This window comes from Klebsiella sp. C349492, from assembly GCF_042055345.1.
In the GTDB taxonomy this organism is placed as follows: Bacteria; Pseudomonadota; Gammaproteobacteria; order Enterobacterales; family Enterobacteriaceae; genus Klebsiella; species Klebsiella scottii.
Genome location: NZ_JANQCE010000002.1, coordinates 966209 through 983147, shown reverse-complemented (window position 1 = coordinate 983147; position 16939 = coordinate 966209). Strand labels below are relative to the sequence as shown.

Here is a 16939-nt window from a genome sequence, read left to right as displayed (position 1 = left end):
TGGCGCAATGCCTGCGGAGCGTTTTGCCTTACAGCCAATTAGCCGCGCCAGCCCAGCGCCGGTGCAACGTGTTTGAGGATCGACTCGATAACGTGCGCGTTGTAATCCACGCCCAGCTGATTCGGCACGGTCAGTAATAAGGTGTCCGCTTCGGCGATGGCTTCGTCCTGTTTCAGCAGCTCGATAAGCCTGTCCGGCTCTGCGGCATAGCTGCGGCCGAAAATCGCGCGCGTTTTCTCATCAATCAGGCCGATCGTATCGCCGTCATCGCGGCCGGAACCGAAATACATCCGATCGCGGTCGTCCATCAGGGCAAAAATACTGCGGCTGACCGAGACGCGCGGCGTGCGGGAATGTCCCGCCTGCGCCCAGGCCTCGCGGTAGGCCCGGATCTGTTTCGCCTGCTGAATATGGAAAGGCTCGCCCGTTTCGTCATCTTTCAACGTCGAGCTTTGCAGGTTCATACCCAGCTTCGCCGCCCATATCGCGGTCGCGTTCGAGCCCGCCCCCCACCAGATACGCTCGCGCAGCCCTTCGGCATAGGGCTCGGGGCGTAGCAGGCCCGGCGGGTTAGGAAACATAGGCTGCGGATTCGGTTTGGCAAAACCTTCGCCTCGCAGTACGTCCAGCAGTACTTCGGTATGACGGCGCGCCATGTCTGCTTCGTTTTCCCCGGCGGAAGGCACATAGCCAAAATGACGCCAGCCGTCGATCACCTGCTCCGGAGAGCCGCGGCTGATACCAAGCTGCAGGCGGCCGCCGGAGATCAAATCCGCCGCCCCCGCGTCCTCGGCCATATACAGCGGATTTTCATAGCGCATATCGATAACGCCCGTGCCGATTTCAATGCTGCGGGTTTTCGCGCCTATCGCGGCCAGGAGAGGAAACGGCGAGCTGAGCTGGCGGGCAAAATGGTGCACCCGGAAATAGGCGCCGTCCGCGCCCAGCTCTTCGGCGGCAACGGCCAGGTCGATGGATTGCAGCAGCGCGTCAGCGGCCGAACGGGTTGCGGACTGCGCCGACGGCGTCCAGTGACCAAATGACAAAAATCCAATCTTTTTCATGACGTATTCATCCTGGTTTGCAGGGAAATTATCCGCAGGCTGGCATTGACCACGGTGCCGTCAATCAGCACCTGCCGAGGTTTAGATCTACTTTACGCATTCGCTGATGAGAATAAATATCGTTTGTTTAACATAATGCATCAAATAAATTGACCGAGTGGCGCTGGCCTCGATCCTCACCCCCTGCGGCCTGCACCTGGCATACGGCCCCCTGCCGAAGCGCCCAATTAAAAAGCCCTGAAGGAGCCGTCAGGGCTTTATCATAACCCGCTAAATTATCCCCCCGCGCCGCGATCGTGCGAACTCAGCGTGACGGGATGGTCAGGAGGCAACCTTCGGTAACACGGCCCAAGGCGGCGGCTTCAATCTCTCCGCGATCCAATCAGAAAAGGCGCGAGTTTTCGAGGGCGTACCCGCGGCTGCGGGGGTGACCACATACACCGCACCTCGGTCGAGTAGGGTCCAGTCAGGCAGGATCTCAACAAGCCGCCCCGCTGCCAGTTCACGGGAGGCATACCAGTCAGAAGTATATAAAACCCCCATGCCGCTGACGGCCGCCTCGACCAATAGCTCGGCATCGTCCGAAGCAAGGGGGCCGGTCACCGCGACGCCAGAGGCTCCTCCGTTTGGTTTGCTGAAGCTCCATTTGTAAGGATCGTGCCGGCCGGTGAAGCATAAGCACGGCACGTTCGTCAGGTCCTGCGGTACCCGGATAGTCGGATGCCGGGCAATAAACGCCGGTGATGCGCAGATTAATCGGCGCCGCTCGGCTACTTTGCGCGCAACCAGGCGCGAGTCGGGGAGCTCTCCCAGCCGAATAGCGAGATCAAAACGCTCGCCGATAAGATCGACGAATCGGTTACTGGTATCCACTTCCACGGTTACCTGAGGATGCGCGCGCAGAAACTCCAGGATGAGCGGCGTCAGCCACAGGCGGCCAAAGTTTCCCGGCAGGGTGACGCGTAAATGCCCGCGGGCTTCGCCATCGGCAAAGGCAGCCGCCTCTCCTCCGGCGGCCTGCAGCTCATACAGCAGCGGACGAATACGCTCCAGGTAGCTGCGGCCCGCTTCCGTGAGGACAACCTTACGCGTGCTTCGCTCCGCCAGTCTGATCCCCATTCTCGCCTCCATCGCACTCAGGCGGCGAGAAATAGCCGTCGAATCGCGTCCGAGTTGCCGACCGGCCGCGGCGAAAGACCCCGTATCAGCCAGCGCCACAAATGCCGCCAGTTCGTTCAAATTAGAAAAGAATGATTGCTGCATATATCGCACGGATTAAGTGTAATTCCTATCAATTCTAAATATAAATGCAGCAATGTACAGTGGGTTTTTCCCCACGGAGTAACCCCGATGAAATACATTGAAATCACAGCCCCTTCACGAGATGCATTCCAGTATGGAGAGCGTCCCGACCCCGTCCCCCCAACCAAAGGGCGCATCCTGGTACGGATGAAGGCTGGCAGTATTAATTTCGCCGATCTGGCCGTGGCCTCCGGCCAATATCCCGGTGCGCCTTATCCCATTATTCCGCTTGCCGATGGCGCGGGTGAAGTCGTGGCTATCGGGGAGGATGTCTGGCAGGTCAAAGTGGGGGATCGCGTCGCCGTCCACGTTAAGGCGCGCTGGATTGCCGGCCGCTCCAGCGCCGAGCTGGCCAACCTCATGCGCGGAGCGACCCTCCCCGGTTCGCTGGTTGAAATCGCCGAACTCGACGCGGCTGGCGTTGTAAAGATCCCTGATTACTTAAGTTGGGAAGCGGCGGGTACGCTGCCCGTCGCCGCGATGACCGCATGGCGGGCTCTGGAGACGGCGCATATTGGACCCGCATCGACCGTCGCTCTGCTGGGTACAGGTGGGGTGTCAATATTCGCTCTGCAGCTGGCCAAGGCCCGCGGGGCCAGGGTCATCATCACCTCCTCCTCCGAGGAAAAGCTGAGGCGAGCCCGTGAACTAGGTGCCGATGAGGTATTCAACTACCGCAAGGACGCCGCATGGGACGTATTTATCCAGCAGCGCACCGGCGGCGTGGGCGCGGACTTAGTTATCGATCCCGTCGGAGGGGAAGCCTTTAACCGCTCGGTATCCGCCGTGCGCCACGGCGGCACGGTAGCAGCGATCGGTTTTCTCGGCGGTGGCTCGACTCCGCTGGACCTGCTGTCAGTGATCTTCAAGGAGGTGCGCGTTCAGGGCGCCAACGGTGGGTCGGTGGCCGATCTGGCCGCTGCGGTGGCGGCGATCGCAGCACACCGCATCGAGCCGGTCATCGACCGCAAATTCACCCTCAACGAGCTCGCGCAGGCCTATGAGCTGATGTCGCAAGGCGGGCATTTCGGTAAAATTGCGATCGAATTTGATTGGTGAGGCCTGTCGTCCCGGCATCTGATTCCCGGAAACGCAATAAGATTAACGCCACCTGCTCTGCAGGTGGCTTATTTACGTAATCAAAGCGGACGAGCGCGCATGCGCACGGGGTGGATATCGGTAAACAGCGGCACGTCCGCCATCACTTCGGCGACTTCCGGCGAAGAAAATACCGCGGCCACCGCCGCCTCATCGCGGAAAATACATTCACAAATGGCAAGAGTTCCCGGTTCCTCCCGCATCGGGAAGAAAGCGGCCACGCTGAGCAAACCATATTTTCCCCAGAGGTCCATCACCAGCGGAAGATGGCCGTTAACATAGTATTGCCGATCGAAACGATCCTGCGCGCTGCCCTGATAGCTGACGTAGATAACAACCTGCGTATTCTCTGTATTCATAATGCTCTTCTGTTAAAGGGATTTGAAATAGCCGCACTGGCCTCAGCGCGGGTTGAGCTGCTCATACGTTCGATTTAAGGACCTTCAGCCCAACCGCAGACTTTCGGGCCAGCCTGATACTTAACCCTGCCCCGGCCGCCAGACAGCTGGCGATGCACAGGACGGCGACGATAAAGGCATGGGTAATCGCGGCAGGATCGCTGCGTGAACCCAGTACGGCATAAAAAATGCCGCCAATAACCGCCACGCTAAGGGCTGTGCTCAGCTGTAGGGTCGAGCTGACCACGCCGGCAATCATCCCGGCATAGGCCGGCGCAACGCGGCCGGTAATAATGTGCATCAGCGTCGGGAGCGCCAGCCCCTGGCCGAAGCCGATGATGAAAAGCGCCGCTGACAGGGGGACGGCGGCCGGCGGGATACCGTCCGCCGTCGTCATCATCAGTCCGGCGAACCCCAGCAGACCCAGCGCTTCCAGCCCCATCCCGATGGGATTGACATAGGCGCCTGCAATCCGTCGGCCAAACGGTGTTGACAGCGGCCCCAGCAAAAAACCGGCGCCGAACGGCAAAAAGATCAGCCCTGCCCGCAGTACGCTTTGCTGCAGAGCGCTCTGCAAATAGATCGAGAACAGCAGGAAAAAGACGCCAATCGAGTAGAACAGCAGCGCCAGCAGCAGGGAGAGCCCCATGCCCGGCTCGCGAAAAATCATCGGGTCGATAAGGGGATCGCCGCCCCTGCGCGCAAGCCGGTTTTCATAGCGCCAGAACAGACAGACAGCGACCGGCGTGAGTGATAGCGCCAGCCAGGACCACCACGGCCAGCCCGCCTCCCGGCCTTCGATCAGCGGTACGATAAGCAGCCCCAGGGTGATGACTGAGAGCGTCATCCCGCCCATGTCTAACCTGCGGGCCTGCGGTGCGCGCGTCTCTTTTATCAGCGGAATGCCGAACAGGATGACCAGTAGCGCGATCGGCAGGTTGACGAGGAAAATGGCCCGCCAGCCGCTATCAAAGAGATTTAAAGAGATCAGAATGCCGCCCAGCGCCTGGCCGACGACCGACGCCAGGCCGAATACCGCCCCATAAAGGCCCAACGCGCGCGATTTTTCCGCTTCCGGGAAAATAGCCTGAATCGACGCCAGCGCCTGCGGAGCCATAATCGCGGCGGCGATCCCCTGCAACACGCGGCCGGCGATCAGCGCCCCGGGCGACCAGGCAAAACCACACAGCGCCGATGCTGCGGCAAAGCCAATCAATCCGGTAAAAAACATCCGCCCGCGCCCAAACAGATCCCCCAGCCGCCCGCCGGTGATCAGCGTAACGGCATAAAATCCGGCATAGGACGATATGACAAACTGCTCAGCCGAAGCTGAGGTCCCCAGCTCCCCCTGAATTGAAGGCAGCGCCACGTTCACGATAAAAAAATCAAGCGGCGGTAAAAAAGCGCCCGCCAGCAGGACGATAAACATCGCCCAACGATGAGGCTCGGCTGAGTCAGGATCTATGTGGGACATATACGGCCTCCAAAATGGAACCAATCAGTTCCAAATAAGATAAAAATTTAACCCTCGATAACCCGCATCGTGCAATCAACCACGGCGTGCATATCTTCTTCGCGCGCGCCGGTTTTGCCCAGCACCCGCATACCTTCAATCTGACAAACCAGGAAACGCGCCGCCGCCTGCTCATCGCACTCGGGCAGCTCGCCGCCGATCTGACCGCGCACGATCGCCGCGGCATACAGCTGCTGCAACCGCCGGAACATGCGCCCGGTTCGCTCGGCCACCTGCTCATCGCGCGCGGCCATTTCGGTGGTCAATGACACCACCAGGCAGCCGCGTCGCCCCTTCTCGCCCGATGAAAGCGCGGCATAGCGCAGCAGCGAAGCGCGGATCGCTTCGGCTACCGATCCGGGTTGGGACAGAATATCCGCCGTCGCCTTCAGCCCGTCGGCGGTGTACAGATCCAGCGCGGCCAGCAGCAGCCCCTTTTTATCGCCGAACGCTTTGTAAAGGCTACCGCGCGATAAGCCGGTACCGGCGATCAAATCTGGCAGCGAGGCCGCCTCATAGCCGAGATCCCAAAAAACATTCATTGCATCGCGGGCGGCCTCTTCCAGCTCAAACTCTCGCGGACGCCCGATACCAGACAGATTTTTCATTGATAAACCCAAACAGGAGGCTTAGATTATAAACCGATTGGTTCCTATACTAGCAGCGGCGGAAGGACAAACGCAAGCCGCCTGGCTGCACAACGAAGGATTAAATACGTCATGACTGAAAGAAAATTCATTATCCCCGCCGCCATGCGGGCGCTCTCTGAACGCACCGGCTACGTGCCCGCCGTGCTGGTCGGCAACACCCTCTATTGCGCCGGGCAGGTGGGCCGCACGGCCGAGCTTGAGGTGATTACCGACCCGCAACAGCAGTTTATTGCCTGCTGGCGTAACCTGGAATTAGTGCTCAACGAAGCGGGCTGCAGCTTTGACGATGTGGTGGAGATGACCACTTATCACGTTGATATGGCGGAACATATGAGTACCTTTCGCCGCGTGAAGGACAGCCTTTTCCCACGAGGCAGAAGCGCATGGACCTGTGTAGAGGTGACGAACCTGGCGCATCCGGGCCTGCTGGTCGAAATAAAGTGTATTGCCGTCCGGAGTGCGTAAACGCGCCCCTGTGGGGATAAAATTTAGAGATAGCGTGCCATAAAAAAAAGCGCGGATTGTCCACCGCGCTTTTGTCCCGGGAGATGGCAGAGCTCTCCCCGCCACCGGTCGGAATGGCTCTGCCCCAGGCAGCGAGGCGGCTAAACGGCGACGCTGCCGCCATCGACAAACAGCTCATTGCCGGCGATGAAGCTGCTCTCGCTGGATGCCAGGAACAGCACGGCCTTCGCCACTTCGTCCGGCCGCCCCAGCCTGCCGAGCGGAACAAGCTGATTCAGCATATCTTCAAATCCAGGACGCGCGTCAAGATAGCCACGCATCAGAGGTGTTTCCGTGCCTCCCGGCGCGACGACGTTCACACGAATACCCTGCTCTTTCAGGTCATTGGTCCAGGTTCGCGCGAACGAGCGAACCGCGGCCTTGCTCGCGTTGTACAGCGACTGGCCGGCAAAGCCTTTGCTGCCGGCGACCGATCCATTGAGGACGATCGCGCCCCCCGCACTCATCAGCGGGAGCGCCTTCTGCACGGTGAAAAGTAAGCCTTTGACATTCACAGCAAACATTCGGTCGAAATGGGCTTCGTCGATCGCCCCCAGCGGTTGCGTTTCGGCAATCCCCGCATTGGCAAAGACAACGTCCACCCTGCTGTGGTCATGCCCGATCTGCGCGTAGAGACGATCGAGATCGGCGGGAATAGCGACATCCCCCTGCACGCCCACCGCGCCGTTGCCAATCTCCTGCACGGCGGCATCGAGATGCTCCTGCCGACGTCCGGTGATATACACGTGGGCACCTTCAGCGGCGAACCGTTTCGCCGTCTCCAGGCCAATACCGTCGCTGCCGCCGGTGATGACCACAACCTTGTTCTCAAACCGCTTCGTCATTTCATCGCCCTCTCAATCAATAAGTGGAGTGTTGCTCCACTTAAAATACGGAGGTATCCTCCACTTGTCAAAGGGGGAGAGAAAAAATTGAACGACGAATCCATACTGCGCGCTGACGCGCAGAGAAACCGCGAGCGGATTCTTGCCGCTGCCGAAGAGGTATTTCTGACCAAAGGGGCCAGCGTCTCGCTGGAAGACGTGGCTAAACGTGCGGGGGTCGGTATCGGTACGCTGTATCGGCGCTTCCCGACCCGTGAAGCCCTGCTGGCAGCCGCCTGCAGCGAGCGCTTTCTGTCTCTGGCGGAGACCAGCCGCGCCCGGGATGCCGAGGTCGATCCGGGTAGCGCGGTACGCCTCTATCTTGAAGAGCTCGTGACCAACACCAATATCTATCGCAGCCTTGCCGCCTCGCTTGGCACGGTTCTGCAAAGCGGTACGCCCGGTTGCCATGCGATAACCGAAGAGGGCCAGCGCCTGCTCCGCCGCGGGCAGGAAGCCGGGATCCTGCGTCACGATGTGACCTTTGACGATCTGGTGTATGTCGTCACGGCGATCTCTCTGGCAGCGGAGCAGGATGAATCGCCGCCATCGCGCATCGCGCATTTGGTAAACCTGTTTCTGGTTGGGATCAGCGAACGCTGAGGTCGCCATGCGCGGCGATCCGACGATCGCCAGCATCGCGAACAGGGTCGGCTATACGTCGCAGAGCGCCTTTACCGACGCCTTCCGCCGGGAGTTAGGCTATACGCCGAAGGCCCGCTCCCGGACGTAACCCGCCGTATCGTCACGCCTCCTGGCTCCCGGTCCGTCATTTTTTTGTCATAACTGGCTCACCCTCCTGTCAGAACCCCCTCGCTACACTCACTACCACATCGAGAACAACCCCCGTTGAGGAGAGAATGAGCATGAAAATAAAACATAAAGCAGTAATGAGCCTTGTCGCCGCGGCCATGATGATGGCCGGCGCCAGCCACGCGGCCGAGGCCGCGCCGGTGAAAAATATCGTGCTGGTACACGGCGCCTTTGTTGATGGTTCCGGGTGGAAGCCGGTCTATGACATCCTGAGCCGCGACGGCTACAGGGTCACGCTGGTGCAGGAGCCGCTGACCTCGTTTGCCGACGATGTCGCCGCCACCCGGCGTATTCTGGATCGTCAGGAGGGTCCGGTCATTCTGGTCGGCCACAGCTACGGCGGGGCGATTATTACCCAGGCCGGTAACGACCCGAAGGTGGCCGGGCTGGTTTATATCGCCGCCCACGCGCTGGATGCCGGAGAGAACCGGGCGGAGGTCAGCAAAAAATATCCCAACTCCGCGCACCCGTTTATCAAAACGGCTGACGGCTACGTGATGCTCGATCCGCGCTACTTCCCGGGGGATTTTGCCGCCGACCTGCCGCGCGAGCAGGCTCAATTTGGCGCCCAGTCGCAAATCCCCACCTCCCCGACCTCGCTTGCTGCCGTGGTGACGCAGGCCGCGTGGCGAACCAAGCCGAGCTGGTATATGGTGGCGAAATCGGACAAAATTATTAACCCCGATCTGGAGCGCATGTACGCTAAACGCGCGAAAAGCCATACCGTGGCAGTTGACGGCAGCCATTCCGTTTTTCAGTCTCATCCCAAAGACGTCGCCGCGCTGATTGAGCAGGCGGCCAACGGCGCGCAGAAGTGAGTCACTGCCGCTGCGCGGGGAAACGCGTTCAGGAGCCATAGTGAAAATATTGGTGATAGAAGACGAACCCAAAGCGCGTGAGTACATGCGCAGCGGCCTGACTGAGTCCGGCTATGTGGTCGATGTTGCCGCAAACGGTCAGGAGGGGCTGTTTATGGCCCAGGAACACCATTACGATCTCATCCTGCTGGACGTGATGATGCCCCGGATGAACGGCTGGGAAGTGATGGCGCAGCTGGATGAGCAGTTTGACACCCCGGTGATTTTCCTCACCGCCAAAGGCACCGTCGAGGACAAAATCAAGGGGCTGGAACTCGGCGCAGATGACTATCTGGTCAAGCCCTTCTCGTTTGCCGAGCTGCTGGCGCGCATCCGCACCGCCCTGCGCCGCGGCGGACAGGCTAAGCGCGAAGAGCAGCTGACGGTCGGCGATTTGCGCCTCAACATCACGACGCGGCGGGTAGAGCGCGCCAGCGTACGCCTGGACCTCACCAACAAAGAATTCAACCTGCTACAGCTCTTTATGCTCAACTCCGGCCAGGTATTGACCCGCACCCTGATCGCCTCGCGGGTGTGGGACATGAATTTTGATAGCGACACCAACGTGGTGGATGTGGCGGTGCGCCGTCTGCGGCAAAAGGTAGATGCGCCCTTTGACTTTCCGCTGATTCATACCGTGCACGGCGTGGGCTACTGCTGCGAGGAGCAGGAATGAGAAGCCTGGCAATCAGCACCCGATTATCACTGATGATAGGGGCTGCGGTTCTGGTGGTGTTGTTTGGCGTCGGTACCGCGCTCTACCGCTCTCTCTGCCAGCAGCTCAGCATCCGCGACGACATCGCCTTAACCAACCGCCTGGACCAAATCCGCACGCTGGTGCTTAACGAGGATGTCCAGCAGATGATCCGCGAAAAGCCCCATTTGTTTACCAACATGCTGGGCAATACCGAATCGCTGCTGGTGCTGCGTTTCCCCGGCCAGCCTGCGCTGATTGAGGTCAATCCGGGCAGGCGTCCGCTGCCGGACATCGAGCCGGTAACCGCCAGCCGGCCAATCGTCCCGCAGGACGTGCATCACCAGCAGACGCCAAACGGCGTGCCCTTTATCTCGGCTTCCGCTCTGGCGATTACCGGCCATTCTCCCTCACGCCAGCTGGAAATTATTACCGGCAGGCTGATGACCGAGCGGACGCAAATCCAGGCCAACTACCTTCGCCAGATCGCGCTGATCACCCTGTGCGCGGCGCTGGTAGTGATAGTGCTCAGCGCCCTGTTCGCCCGGCGCAGCCTGCGGCCTTTGCAGCGTCTGGCCAGAGAAACGTCGACGATTGACGTACGCCACCTGGGCAGGCGCATCACGCTGCGCAACCCTCCGGCGGAACTACGGCCGCTTATCAGCGCCTTTAATCAGATGCTGGACAGGCTGGAAAACAGCTTTCAGCAGCTCAGCCAGGTCAGCGCGGATATGGCCCACGATCTGCGCACGCCCATCGGCAATCTGCTGGGGCAGACCGAAATCGCGCTGACGCAAAAACGCACCGAAGCCTATTACACCGCGCTGCTGGGCTCCAATTTTGAAGAGCTGGTGCGCCTGTCCACCATGATCGACAAAATGTTGTTCCTCGCCCGGGCGGAAAATGCCAGCCAGGCGATTAACAAAGCGCCGCTGTCGCTGGATGAGGTTCTACGTCCGCTGGCGGAATATTTTGAAGGTCCGGCGGAAGAGCGGCAGATCGCCCTGCGCTTTTCGGCCAGCGGAAAAATCACCGCCGATGCTGACCTGCTGCGGCGGGCCGTCGCCAATCTGCTCGATAACGCGATTCGCTACGCCGACAGCGGTAGCGAAGTACAGGTTGAAGCGCAGACCCAGCCCGATGGCGTACTGCTTAGCGTCACCAACCGCGGCGAGGCGATTTCGCCGGAGCAGCAGGAGCGGCTGTTCGATCGCTTCTGGCGCGCCGATAGCGCCCGCCACGCCTCCAGAAACAGCAGCGGGCTGGGTCTGTCTATCGTGCGCAGCATTATGCAACTGCACCAGGGGCGCTGCGGCGTAAACTCCGGCCGGCGCCGGACGAGCTTCTGGCTGCTCTTTCCCCATCCTTCTGCAAAGTAACGCCGCCGAAACGCGCGCTAATTGAGGCGGGGAGCCCCAGCGCTTCCGCCCGTGATTCGCGCCTTTCACCGCACCTTTGTCCGCGCCTTTTCCCCCAGCCTTGCTTAACTCATCGGGGCTGCGCCACCGCTTCGTGCGCGGAACCCCGCCCGACGCTTTTGCCGCCCCCGCTCAACGTTATCGATCGCCCAGGACCTGTAATCATCGGCTGAAACGTTTCACATCTCATTTCGATAATGACGGTATTGAACTCCGGACGGGAGATGAATACAACAGAACTTGTATACAAGAACCTTGAATACCTATGACCTTATAATCAGGACACACCATGCAAACCACAGATTCTGAAATTGAAAAAAGGGTTATACGCAAACTCTCCTGGCGGCTGATCCCGCTGCTGATTGCTTGCTACGTCATCGCCGTTATCGATCGGGCCAATATCGGAGTTGCCGCATTAACCATGAATGCGGATATCGGCCTCAGCGCCGCAAGCTTTGGCCTGGCCGCCGGGCTGTTTTTTGTCCCCTACGCTCTCCTTGAACTGCCCTCAAACCTGCTGATGGAAAGAATTGGCGCCCGCTGGTGGATCGCCAGAATTATGGTGACGTGGGGGCTCGTTTCCGGCGCGCATATCTTCGTCTGGAACGAAAATAGCCTTTACGTGATGCGCGCCCTGCTCGGCGCCGCCGAAGCCGGCTTCTTCCCTGGCATCGTGTTTTATCTCACCATGTGGTTCCCCGCCGCCTGGCGCGGACGCATTATTGCCTCCTTCATGACGGGTATCCCGATCGCGCTGATTATCGGCACGCCGATTTCGAGCCTGCTGCTGGAGCTGCACGGATGGATGGGGCTCAGCGGCTGGCAGATCATGTTCCTGATCGAAGCCATTCCGGCCATTGCCCTGGGATTGATTGTCCCCTTCGCGCTGCCCGACAAACCCAAAGACGCCAAATTCCTCGAAGCAGAAGAGCAGCGCTGGCTGATGGCAACCCTCGCTGCGGAACAAAAAAAGCTGCCGTCACGCGGACACGGCGGCCTGCTCAAAGCGCTATTCAGCCCGCTGGTGCTGTTATTCAGCCTCACCTACTACGGGCTGGCTAACCTCAACGGCGCGGTCAGCACCTTCCTGCCGCTAATTATCAGCGAAACGGGTTTAAGCCACGTGCAGACCGGCTTTATCACCATCATTCCTTATATCTTCGGCCTGATTGGCATGCTGGTATTAGGACGCATCGCCGACCGTCCCGGCTCGCGCCTGCTGGCCAATTACGCGGCGTTGCTTATCTCATGCCTCGGCCTGCTCTGCGTGGCGTGGTTCGATAACTCCCTGCTCAAAATGGCGTTTCTCTGCTGCTCGGCGTTCGGCTTTTTCGGCGCGATGCCCGTTTTCTGGGGCCTGCCGGCGCAGTTCTTCCCCGCATCGGTGGTGGCGGGCAGCATCGCGCTGATTAACGCCCTCGGCAGCATTGCCAGCGTAGTTAACCCGTGGGTCATCGGCATTATCCGCGATCGCAGCGGCAGCTATAACGGCGGATTCTACTGGCTGGCGGCAATGGCGCTGCTCTCCATCATTACCCTGAGCATCATTTTCCGTCGCCAGCAATCATCGGTATATCAAAACAGCAATGAACAACATGAGGGTCAGTAAGATGAAGATTATCGACGTCCGGTTACTTCAGGTTAAGGGCGTTTTGCCCGGGGAAGTGGACTTTTGGGAAGAGCGCCTTGCTCGCCCGACCGACGTGTATGCCCAGTATCGCATCGTGGACAATCATGACGGCGGCGTGCAGCTGAAAGAGGGGTTTTCTATATCCACCGTCTTTCTGGAAATTATCTCCGACGAAGGCGTTGAAGGGCTGGCGGGCCCCGTTCCCCACGCCGTGGCATCGATTGTCCACGGCCAGCTGCGCCCTTTACTGCTGGGCCAGGACCCGCGCGACAGCGAGCGCCTGTGGGACCAGATGCATCGGGCCCTGATTCACGGTCGCCAGGGCGACGCCATGCTGGCGATTAGCGCGGTCGACTGCGCGCTGTGGGATCTCCGCGGCAAGTGGATGCAGCAGCCGGTTTATCGTCTGCTGGGCGGCTCAATTCGCGAGGAGATCCCGGCCTACGCCTCAATGCTGGGCTTTGCCGTACAGGATATGGGACTAGTGCGAGAACGGGCGCTGCAGTACAAGTCGCTGGGCTATCGCGGACAAAAATGGTTTTTCCGTCATGGGCCAATGAGCGGCAGGGAAGGATTAAAGAAAAACGTTGAGCTGGTAAAAACCCTGCGCGAGACGGTGGGTGAGGATTACGATCTGATGTTTGACTGCTGGCAGTCGATGGACGTGACCTACGTCATCGAACTGGCGAAGGCCATTGAGCCCTATCGCCCGCGCTGGCTGGAAGAGTGCGTCATGCCGGACAGAATCGACAGCATGCGCCGCCTGAAAGAGAAGCTGACCATCCCGCTGGCAGGGGCTGAACATGAATATACCCGCTGGGGTTTCAAACGCTTCTTTGAGGCCGACGTGCTGGACGTTATTCAGCCGGATATCTACTGGTGCGGCGGTCTTTCTGAAACCTTAAAAATCGCCGCGGCCGCCACGATGTACGATCTGCAGGTCATTCCGCACGGCCATTCCACCATCGCCACGGCCCACTTTACCACCACGCAGTCGCCGATCCACACGCCCTATCAGGAGTACCTGGTGAAATGGAACGATATTCACCAGTATTTCCTCAGCGAACCGCTGGTCCCGGAAAATGGCCTGATTCGGGTGCCTGAAGCGCCTGGCATGGGGATGGCGCTTAATCCTGAGCATATTCGACATCAGGAGTACCTGTTCACCTCCTGATCCTGCCCCCCTCAAACGGCGAATTTCCTGCCGTTTGAGGGGGATGTATCTTGTATACTACACCTTGCATCTTAAATCGGATCGTGCAACTATTGAGGCAATAAAGGCTATTTGTATTAGGGAAGTACGCCACGCTATGTCCTCCGATAAACTATTTATTGACTGGTCCTCGAAGAAGATAATCCGCCCTCAGTCACTGAGTAGTATTCTGGCCGATCACATTCGCGACCTCATCGTCAATTGCCAAATAGAGCCCGGCTCGCTAATTTCAGAAAATGATATTGCGGCCCAGCTCAACGTGAGCCGGACGCCGGTAAGAGCCGCGCTGCAAAAGCTGGAAATGGAACGCCTGGTACAAATATTTCCCCAGCGTGGGACCTTCGTCTTTGAGTTCAATGAGCAGGAGATGCGGGAAACCTGTGAAATGCGGCAAATCCTTGAGGCCGGCGCGCTAACGCTGGCGCTGCGACACGATCGCCAGGCGCTGGTTGCGCTGCTGAAAGAGCACGTTGAGCGGGGACGCGAGGCGTTACAAAACGCGCCGGAGAGCTACCGCCAGGCCGATTCGGATTTTCATATGGCGATCGTTGAATCCAGTCAGAACAGGGAGCTGATCGGTTTCTATAAAACCAGCATCAACCGCATACGCGCCTTCCTGAACCATCTGACCAGAACGCCGGAAGAGTTTCAAAATTCCCAGGTTGATCATGAAACGATCGTCGGGCTGTTAGAGCGGCAGGAGGACCAGCAGGCGCATGAGAAACTGCACTGGCACCTTGGCGGAATAGAGCGCCGATTCCATGAAAAATTCGGCAAGTAGCCACCAGCCTCATGGCGATTATCCGTGAGGTTTTTCGCCCGGATTAAAGCCGCCTGACGCCAAAGGCTCTCGCGGTTCTTGCCGTAACCAGTCGATACAGGCCCTCATCGCCGGCGACATAGCTCTCCCCGCCGTCCAGCACAGATAGTATCCCGCAAATTCAGTTTCCCAGGCGCTAAGAATGCGCTGCAGGGCGCCGGAAACCAGATGCGGCTTCACCCGTTCCTCAGTAACCTGAGCCACCCCGACTCCCGCGATCGCCGCCTGATACTGCCGCTCGCGATCGTCCACCAGCAAATTCCCGCTCACCGCAATATTTTTTAACCGGCCGTTATAAGCGAATTGCCAGGGCTCCGGCGTTGCCGCTCCCGGCCACCGCCAGCCGATACAGTTGTGATGGCTTAAATCCTCTGGCTGCCCGATGCTGCCATGCCTTGCCAGATAGGACGGCGCCGCGACGACGATTTGATGCAGCGGCCCGCCAACGGGGACCGCAACTAACCCGGGCGCCAGCACCTCGCCCAGCCGCAGCGAAAGATCGTACCCACCGGCAATCAGATCCACGGGGGAGTCGTGGACGGCAATATCTATATGCACTTCGGGAAAAGCGGCGAGAAAAGCGGGTATCCTGGCGTCGAGGAACATTTCTGCCGCCGAGCGAAAAGCGTGAAGGCGAATATGCCCCTTGATGACCCGACTGCGGGACTGCGCCTGCATCAGCGCGCCGGCAAGGTTCTCCAGCAGCGGGGCGACCTGCAGATACAGCTCCCTGCCGTCCTCGGTGAGGCTTACGGAACGCGTTGTTCGGTTGAAAAGCCGCAGCCCCAGCTGCTCTTCAAGCCCGTTAATTTGCTGGCTGACGGCGGATGCGGAGACGCCCAGCGCGTCCGCAACGGCCCTGAAGTTCAGCTTTTCGGCGACCATAACAAACGTATTAAGCGCCGGAAAATGCGCGCGGCTAATCATCCGTTGCCCCTTTATTAAATATGGCTAATCACTGCATCAAGTTTTTAGCGGATTATGCAATTCCACAAAACAATTATTATGGTCGTACCGCTTTAGTCAAGCCCGAAACAACAGGAAGAGATACCGTATGGCTAACGAAAATCAACTTACGATAGAACAACGGCTGCGAATAATAGAAGCGAAATTAGCGATCTATGAGCTTATTGCCTCTCATCCCCCCAGCGCCGACAGCGGGCTCGCTGAATATACGGCATCCGTCTATATGGAGGACGGCGTGTTTAATCGCGGAGAGGGGCTGGACGGCGCAAAAGGCGTGGCGGCTATTGCGGCATTTATTCTCAGGCCGGCTCATGAAGAGGCTATCAAAAGCGGGCTGGCGCATTTTGCCGGATTACCGCTTATCGACCTGCGCGGCGATACGGCCGTTGTGACCTCCTATTTACAGCTTTTGCAGCTGGATAAGCAGGGTGCGCCGCGGGAAATGGCTAACCACGGCACCTCCACCGGGTACCGCATCCATCGGGTTGTCGTTAACCGCTGGGAGCTTGAATGCCACGACGGGCGCTGGAAAATACGCAGCAGAACGCTGCTTCCCGTCGACGGGAGCGAGGCCCCGCGTCAGCTGCTGGCGCGAGGCCTCGCAGATGTTCTGCAGGCGACCTACCAGAACCCATTAACCGCTACGGAGCAAGATCATGAGTGAAGAGAACCGCCAGTTTTTATCGTCGCTTTTCCTTTCGATAGCGGATCGGGGATGGGGAGAGAATTTTATCGCCGCATTGCATGACGATCTGGAATTCAATGCTATGGGCACCTCGCCGATCTCGGGATGCTACCGGGGAAAAGAAAACTACCGCCAACGGCTGCTTAAACGGCTTGATGACCGACTGGCGTCATGGCCCGTGCCGATCGTCGATAGCCTGATCGTTGACGGAGACCTTGCCTGCCTGCAGTTCCACGCCACCGGCGGTCAAGGTAAAAACGGCGCAGATTTTAATATGCAATATTGCTGGGTGTTGCGCCTGGAGCATCAGAAAATCGTAAAAATCTGGGGATATTATGACTCATTCAAAATGAATGCCCTTTTTGTCGATCAATAGCCGCATTGGGTCAACGCTGCGCAGATATGAGACGGCTGATTGTATCGCGCGATC

At 58.9% G+C, this 16939-nt stretch carries 19 protein-coding genes; 12 read left to right on the top strand and 7 right to left on the bottom strand.

The window, feature by feature from the left end; genetic code table 11:
• Window positions 1–38 precede the first annotated feature (38 nt).
• Entirely contained in the window at window positions 39–1064 is a 1026-nt protein-coding gene (locus tag NWP14_RS12285) for an LLM class flavin-dependent oxidoreductase (RefSeq protein WP_375215386.1), read from the bottom strand.
• Between the two features lie 321 nt (window positions 1065–1385).
• Window positions 1386–2327 carry a LysR family transcriptional regulator gene (locus NWP14_RS12280; protein ID WP_095096060.1) on the bottom strand — a complete coding sequence of 314 codons (942 nt, stop codon included), beginning with the start codon at window positions 2325–2327 and terminating at the stop codon, window positions 1386–1388.
• An 87-nt stretch (window positions 2328–2414) separates the two neighbouring features.
• Here NWP14_RS12280 and NWP14_RS12275 point away from each other — a divergent pair, with 87 nt between their 5' ends.
• The gene (locus tag NWP14_RS12275; RefSeq protein ID WP_375215385.1) at window positions 2415–3425 is read left to right on the top strand and encodes an NAD(P)-dependent alcohol dehydrogenase; all 1011 of its coding nucleotides are present in this window, start codon (window positions 2415–2417) and stop codon (window positions 3423–3425) included.
• Window positions 3426–3505: 80 nt separating this feature from the next.
• Here the strand turns inward: NWP14_RS12275 and NWP14_RS12270 are convergent, their stop codons facing one another.
• The 3 genes from NWP14_RS12270 to NWP14_RS12260 all read right to left on the bottom strand — a co-directional run bounded on the left by NWP14_RS12270 (window position 3506) and on the right by NWP14_RS12260 (window position 5983).
• Entirely contained in the window at window positions 3506–3823 is a 318-nt protein-coding gene (locus tag NWP14_RS12270) for an EthD family reductase (RefSeq protein WP_095096054.1), read from the bottom strand.
• Window positions 3824–3884: 61 nt separating this feature from the next.
• Window positions 3885–5336: an MFS transporter gene (locus NWP14_RS12265; protein WP_375215384.1), complete on the bottom strand. Its 1452-nt coding sequence runs from the start codon at window positions 5334–5336 to the stop codon at window positions 3885–3887.
• 47 nt (window positions 5337–5383) lie between these two features.
• Window positions 5384–5983, bottom strand: a complete 600-nt coding sequence (locus tag NWP14_RS12260; protein ID WP_095096049.1) for a TetR/AcrR family transcriptional regulator — start codon at window positions 5981–5983, stop codon at window positions 5384–5386.
• Between the two features lie 111 nt (window positions 5984–6094).
• On the opposite strand from NWP14_RS12260, the gene NWP14_RS12255 reads away from it, so the two are divergent.
• Window positions 6095–6490, top strand: a complete 396-nt coding sequence (locus NWP14_RS12255; protein WP_095096046.1) for a RidA family protein — start codon at window positions 6095–6097, stop codon at window positions 6488–6490.
• A 140-nt stretch (window positions 6491–6630) separates the two neighbouring features.
• On the opposite strand, the gene NWP14_RS12250 is transcribed toward NWP14_RS12255, so the two are convergent.
• Complete coding sequence (locus NWP14_RS12250) at window positions 6631–7374, bottom strand: SDR family NAD(P)-dependent oxidoreductase (protein WP_375215383.1); 744 nt, start codon at window positions 7372–7374, stop codon at window positions 6631–6633.
• A gap of 87 nt (window positions 7375–7461) precedes the next feature.
• Between NWP14_RS12250 and NWP14_RS12245 the strand changes: the two genes are divergently transcribed.
• The 8 genes from NWP14_RS12245 to NWP14_RS12210 all read left to right on the top strand — a co-directional run bounded on the left by NWP14_RS12245 (window position 7462) and on the right by NWP14_RS12210 (window position 14819).
• Window positions 7462–8016, top strand: a complete 555-nt coding sequence (locus NWP14_RS12245) for a TetR/AcrR family transcriptional regulator (protein ID WP_095096040.1) — start codon at window positions 7462–7464, stop codon at window positions 8014–8016.
• Window positions 7997–8146 (top strand): AraC family transcriptional regulator, encoded by a 150-nt coding sequence (locus tag NWP14_RS12240; RefSeq protein ID WP_198389035.1) that lies wholly within the window; start codon window positions 7997–7999, stop codon window positions 8144–8146. Before NWP14_RS12245 ends, NWP14_RS12240 begins: the two co-directional genes overlap by 20 nt.
• A gap of 127 nt (window positions 8147–8273) precedes the next feature.
• Window positions 8274–9044, top strand: a complete 771-nt coding sequence (locus NWP14_RS12235; RefSeq protein ID WP_375215382.1) for an alpha/beta hydrolase — start codon at window positions 8274–8276, stop codon at window positions 9042–9044.
• 40 nt (window positions 9045–9084) lie between these two features.
• Window positions 9085–9759: a heavy metal response regulator transcription factor gene (locus NWP14_RS12230; protein ID WP_331835594.1), complete on the top strand. Its 675-nt coding sequence runs from the start codon at window positions 9085–9087 to the stop codon at window positions 9757–9759.
• On the top strand, window positions 9756–11156 hold the full coding sequence (locus NWP14_RS12225; RefSeq protein ID WP_095096028.1) for a heavy metal sensor histidine kinase: 1401 nt from the start codon (window positions 9756–9758) through the stop codon (window positions 11154–11156). Before NWP14_RS12230 ends, NWP14_RS12225 begins: the two co-directional genes overlap by 4 nt.
• Before the next feature lie 328 nt (window positions 11157–11484).
• Entirely contained in the window at window positions 11485–12804 is a 1320-nt protein-coding gene (locus tag NWP14_RS12220; protein ID WP_095096026.1) for an MFS transporter, read from the top strand.
• 1 nt (window position 12805) lies between these two features.
• The gene (locus NWP14_RS12215; protein ID WP_189339818.1) at window positions 12806–13999 is read left to right on the top strand and encodes an enolase C-terminal domain-like protein; all 1194 of its coding nucleotides are present in this window, start codon (window positions 12806–12808) and stop codon (window positions 13997–13999) included.
• Between the two features lie 136 nt (window positions 14000–14135).
• A complete protein-coding gene (locus NWP14_RS12210; protein WP_189339817.1) occupies window positions 14136–14819 on the top strand; it encodes a GntR family transcriptional regulator in 684 nt (227 codons plus the stop codon).
• Window positions 14820–14837: 18 nt separating this feature from the next.
• On the opposite strand, the gene NWP14_RS12205 is transcribed toward NWP14_RS12210, so the two are convergent.
• A complete protein-coding gene (locus NWP14_RS12205; protein ID WP_375215381.1) occupies window positions 14838–15785 on the bottom strand; it encodes a LysR family transcriptional regulator in 948 nt (315 codons plus the stop codon).
• Window positions 15786–15912: 127 nt separating this feature from the next.
• On the opposite strand from NWP14_RS12205, the gene NWP14_RS12200 reads away from it, so the two are divergent.
• Both NWP14_RS12200 and NWP14_RS12195 read left to right on the top strand, forming a co-directional pair.
• Window positions 15913–16488, top strand: a complete 576-nt coding sequence (locus tag NWP14_RS12200; RefSeq protein WP_095096015.1) for a nuclear transport factor 2 family protein — start codon at window positions 15913–15915, stop codon at window positions 16486–16488.
• The gene (locus NWP14_RS12195; RefSeq protein WP_095096011.1) at window positions 16481–16885 is read left to right on the top strand and encodes a nuclear transport factor 2 family protein; all 405 of its coding nucleotides are present in this window, start codon (window positions 16481–16483) and stop codon (window positions 16883–16885) included. Before NWP14_RS12200 ends, NWP14_RS12195 begins: the two co-directional genes overlap by 8 nt.
• The last annotated feature ends 54 nt before the right edge of the window (window positions 16886–16939 follow it).

Coding starts and splice junctions, on each gene's coding strand:
- NWP14_RS12200 (WP_095096015.1), top strand. CDS start 15,913: ATGGCTAACGAAAATCAACTTACGATAGAACAACGGCTGCGAATAATA.
- NWP14_RS12250 (WP_375215383.1), bottom strand. CDS start 7,374: ATGACGAAGCGGTTTGAGAACAAGGTTGTGGTCATCACCGGCGGCAGC.
- NWP14_RS12260 (WP_095096049.1), bottom strand. CDS start 5,983: ATGAAAAATCTGTCTGGTATCGGGCGTCCGCGAGAGTTTGAGCTGGAA.
- NWP14_RS12205 (WP_375215381.1), bottom strand. CDS start 15,785: ATGATTAGCCGCGCGCATTTTCCGGCGCTTAATACGTTTGTTATGGTC.
- NWP14_RS12195 (WP_095096011.1), top strand. CDS start 16,481: ATGAGTGAAGAGAACCGCCAGTTTTTATCGTCGCTTTTCCTTTCGATA.
- NWP14_RS12255 (WP_095096046.1), top strand. CDS start 6,095: ATGACTGAAAGAAAATTCATTATCCCCGCCGCCATGCGGGCGCTCTCT.
- NWP14_RS12215 (WP_189339818.1), top strand. CDS start 12,806: ATGAAGATTATCGACGTCCGGTTACTTCAGGTTAAGGGCGTTTTGCCC.
- NWP14_RS12275 (WP_375215385.1), top strand. CDS start 2,415: ATGAAATACATTGAAATCACAGCCCCTTCACGAGATGCATTCCAGTAT.
- NWP14_RS12285 (WP_375215386.1), bottom strand. CDS start 1,064: ATGAAAAAGATTGGATTTTTGTCATTTGGTCACTGGACGCCGTCGGCG.
- NWP14_RS12280 (WP_095096060.1), bottom strand. CDS start 2,327: ATGCAGCAATCATTCTTTTCTAATTTGAACGAACTGGCGGCATTTGTG.
- NWP14_RS12225 (WP_095096028.1), top strand. CDS start 9,756: ATGAGAAGCCTGGCAATCAGCACCCGATTATCACTGATGATAGGGGCT.
- NWP14_RS12210 (WP_189339817.1), top strand. CDS start 14,136: ATGTCCTCCGATAAACTATTTATTGACTGGTCCTCGAAGAAGATAATC.
- NWP14_RS12235 (WP_375215382.1), top strand. CDS start 8,274: ATGAGCATGAAAATAAAACATAAAGCAGTAATGAGCCTTGTCGCCGCG.
- NWP14_RS12270 (WP_095096054.1), bottom strand. CDS start 3,823: ATGAATACAGAGAATACGCAGGTTGTTATCTACGTCAGCTATCAGGGC.
- NWP14_RS12265 (WP_375215384.1), bottom strand. CDS start 5,336: ATGTCCCACATAGATCCTGACTCAGCCGAGCCTCATCGTTGGGCGATG.
- NWP14_RS12220 (WP_095096026.1), top strand. CDS start 11,485: ATGCAAACCACAGATTCTGAAATTGAAAAAAGGGTTATACGCAAACTC.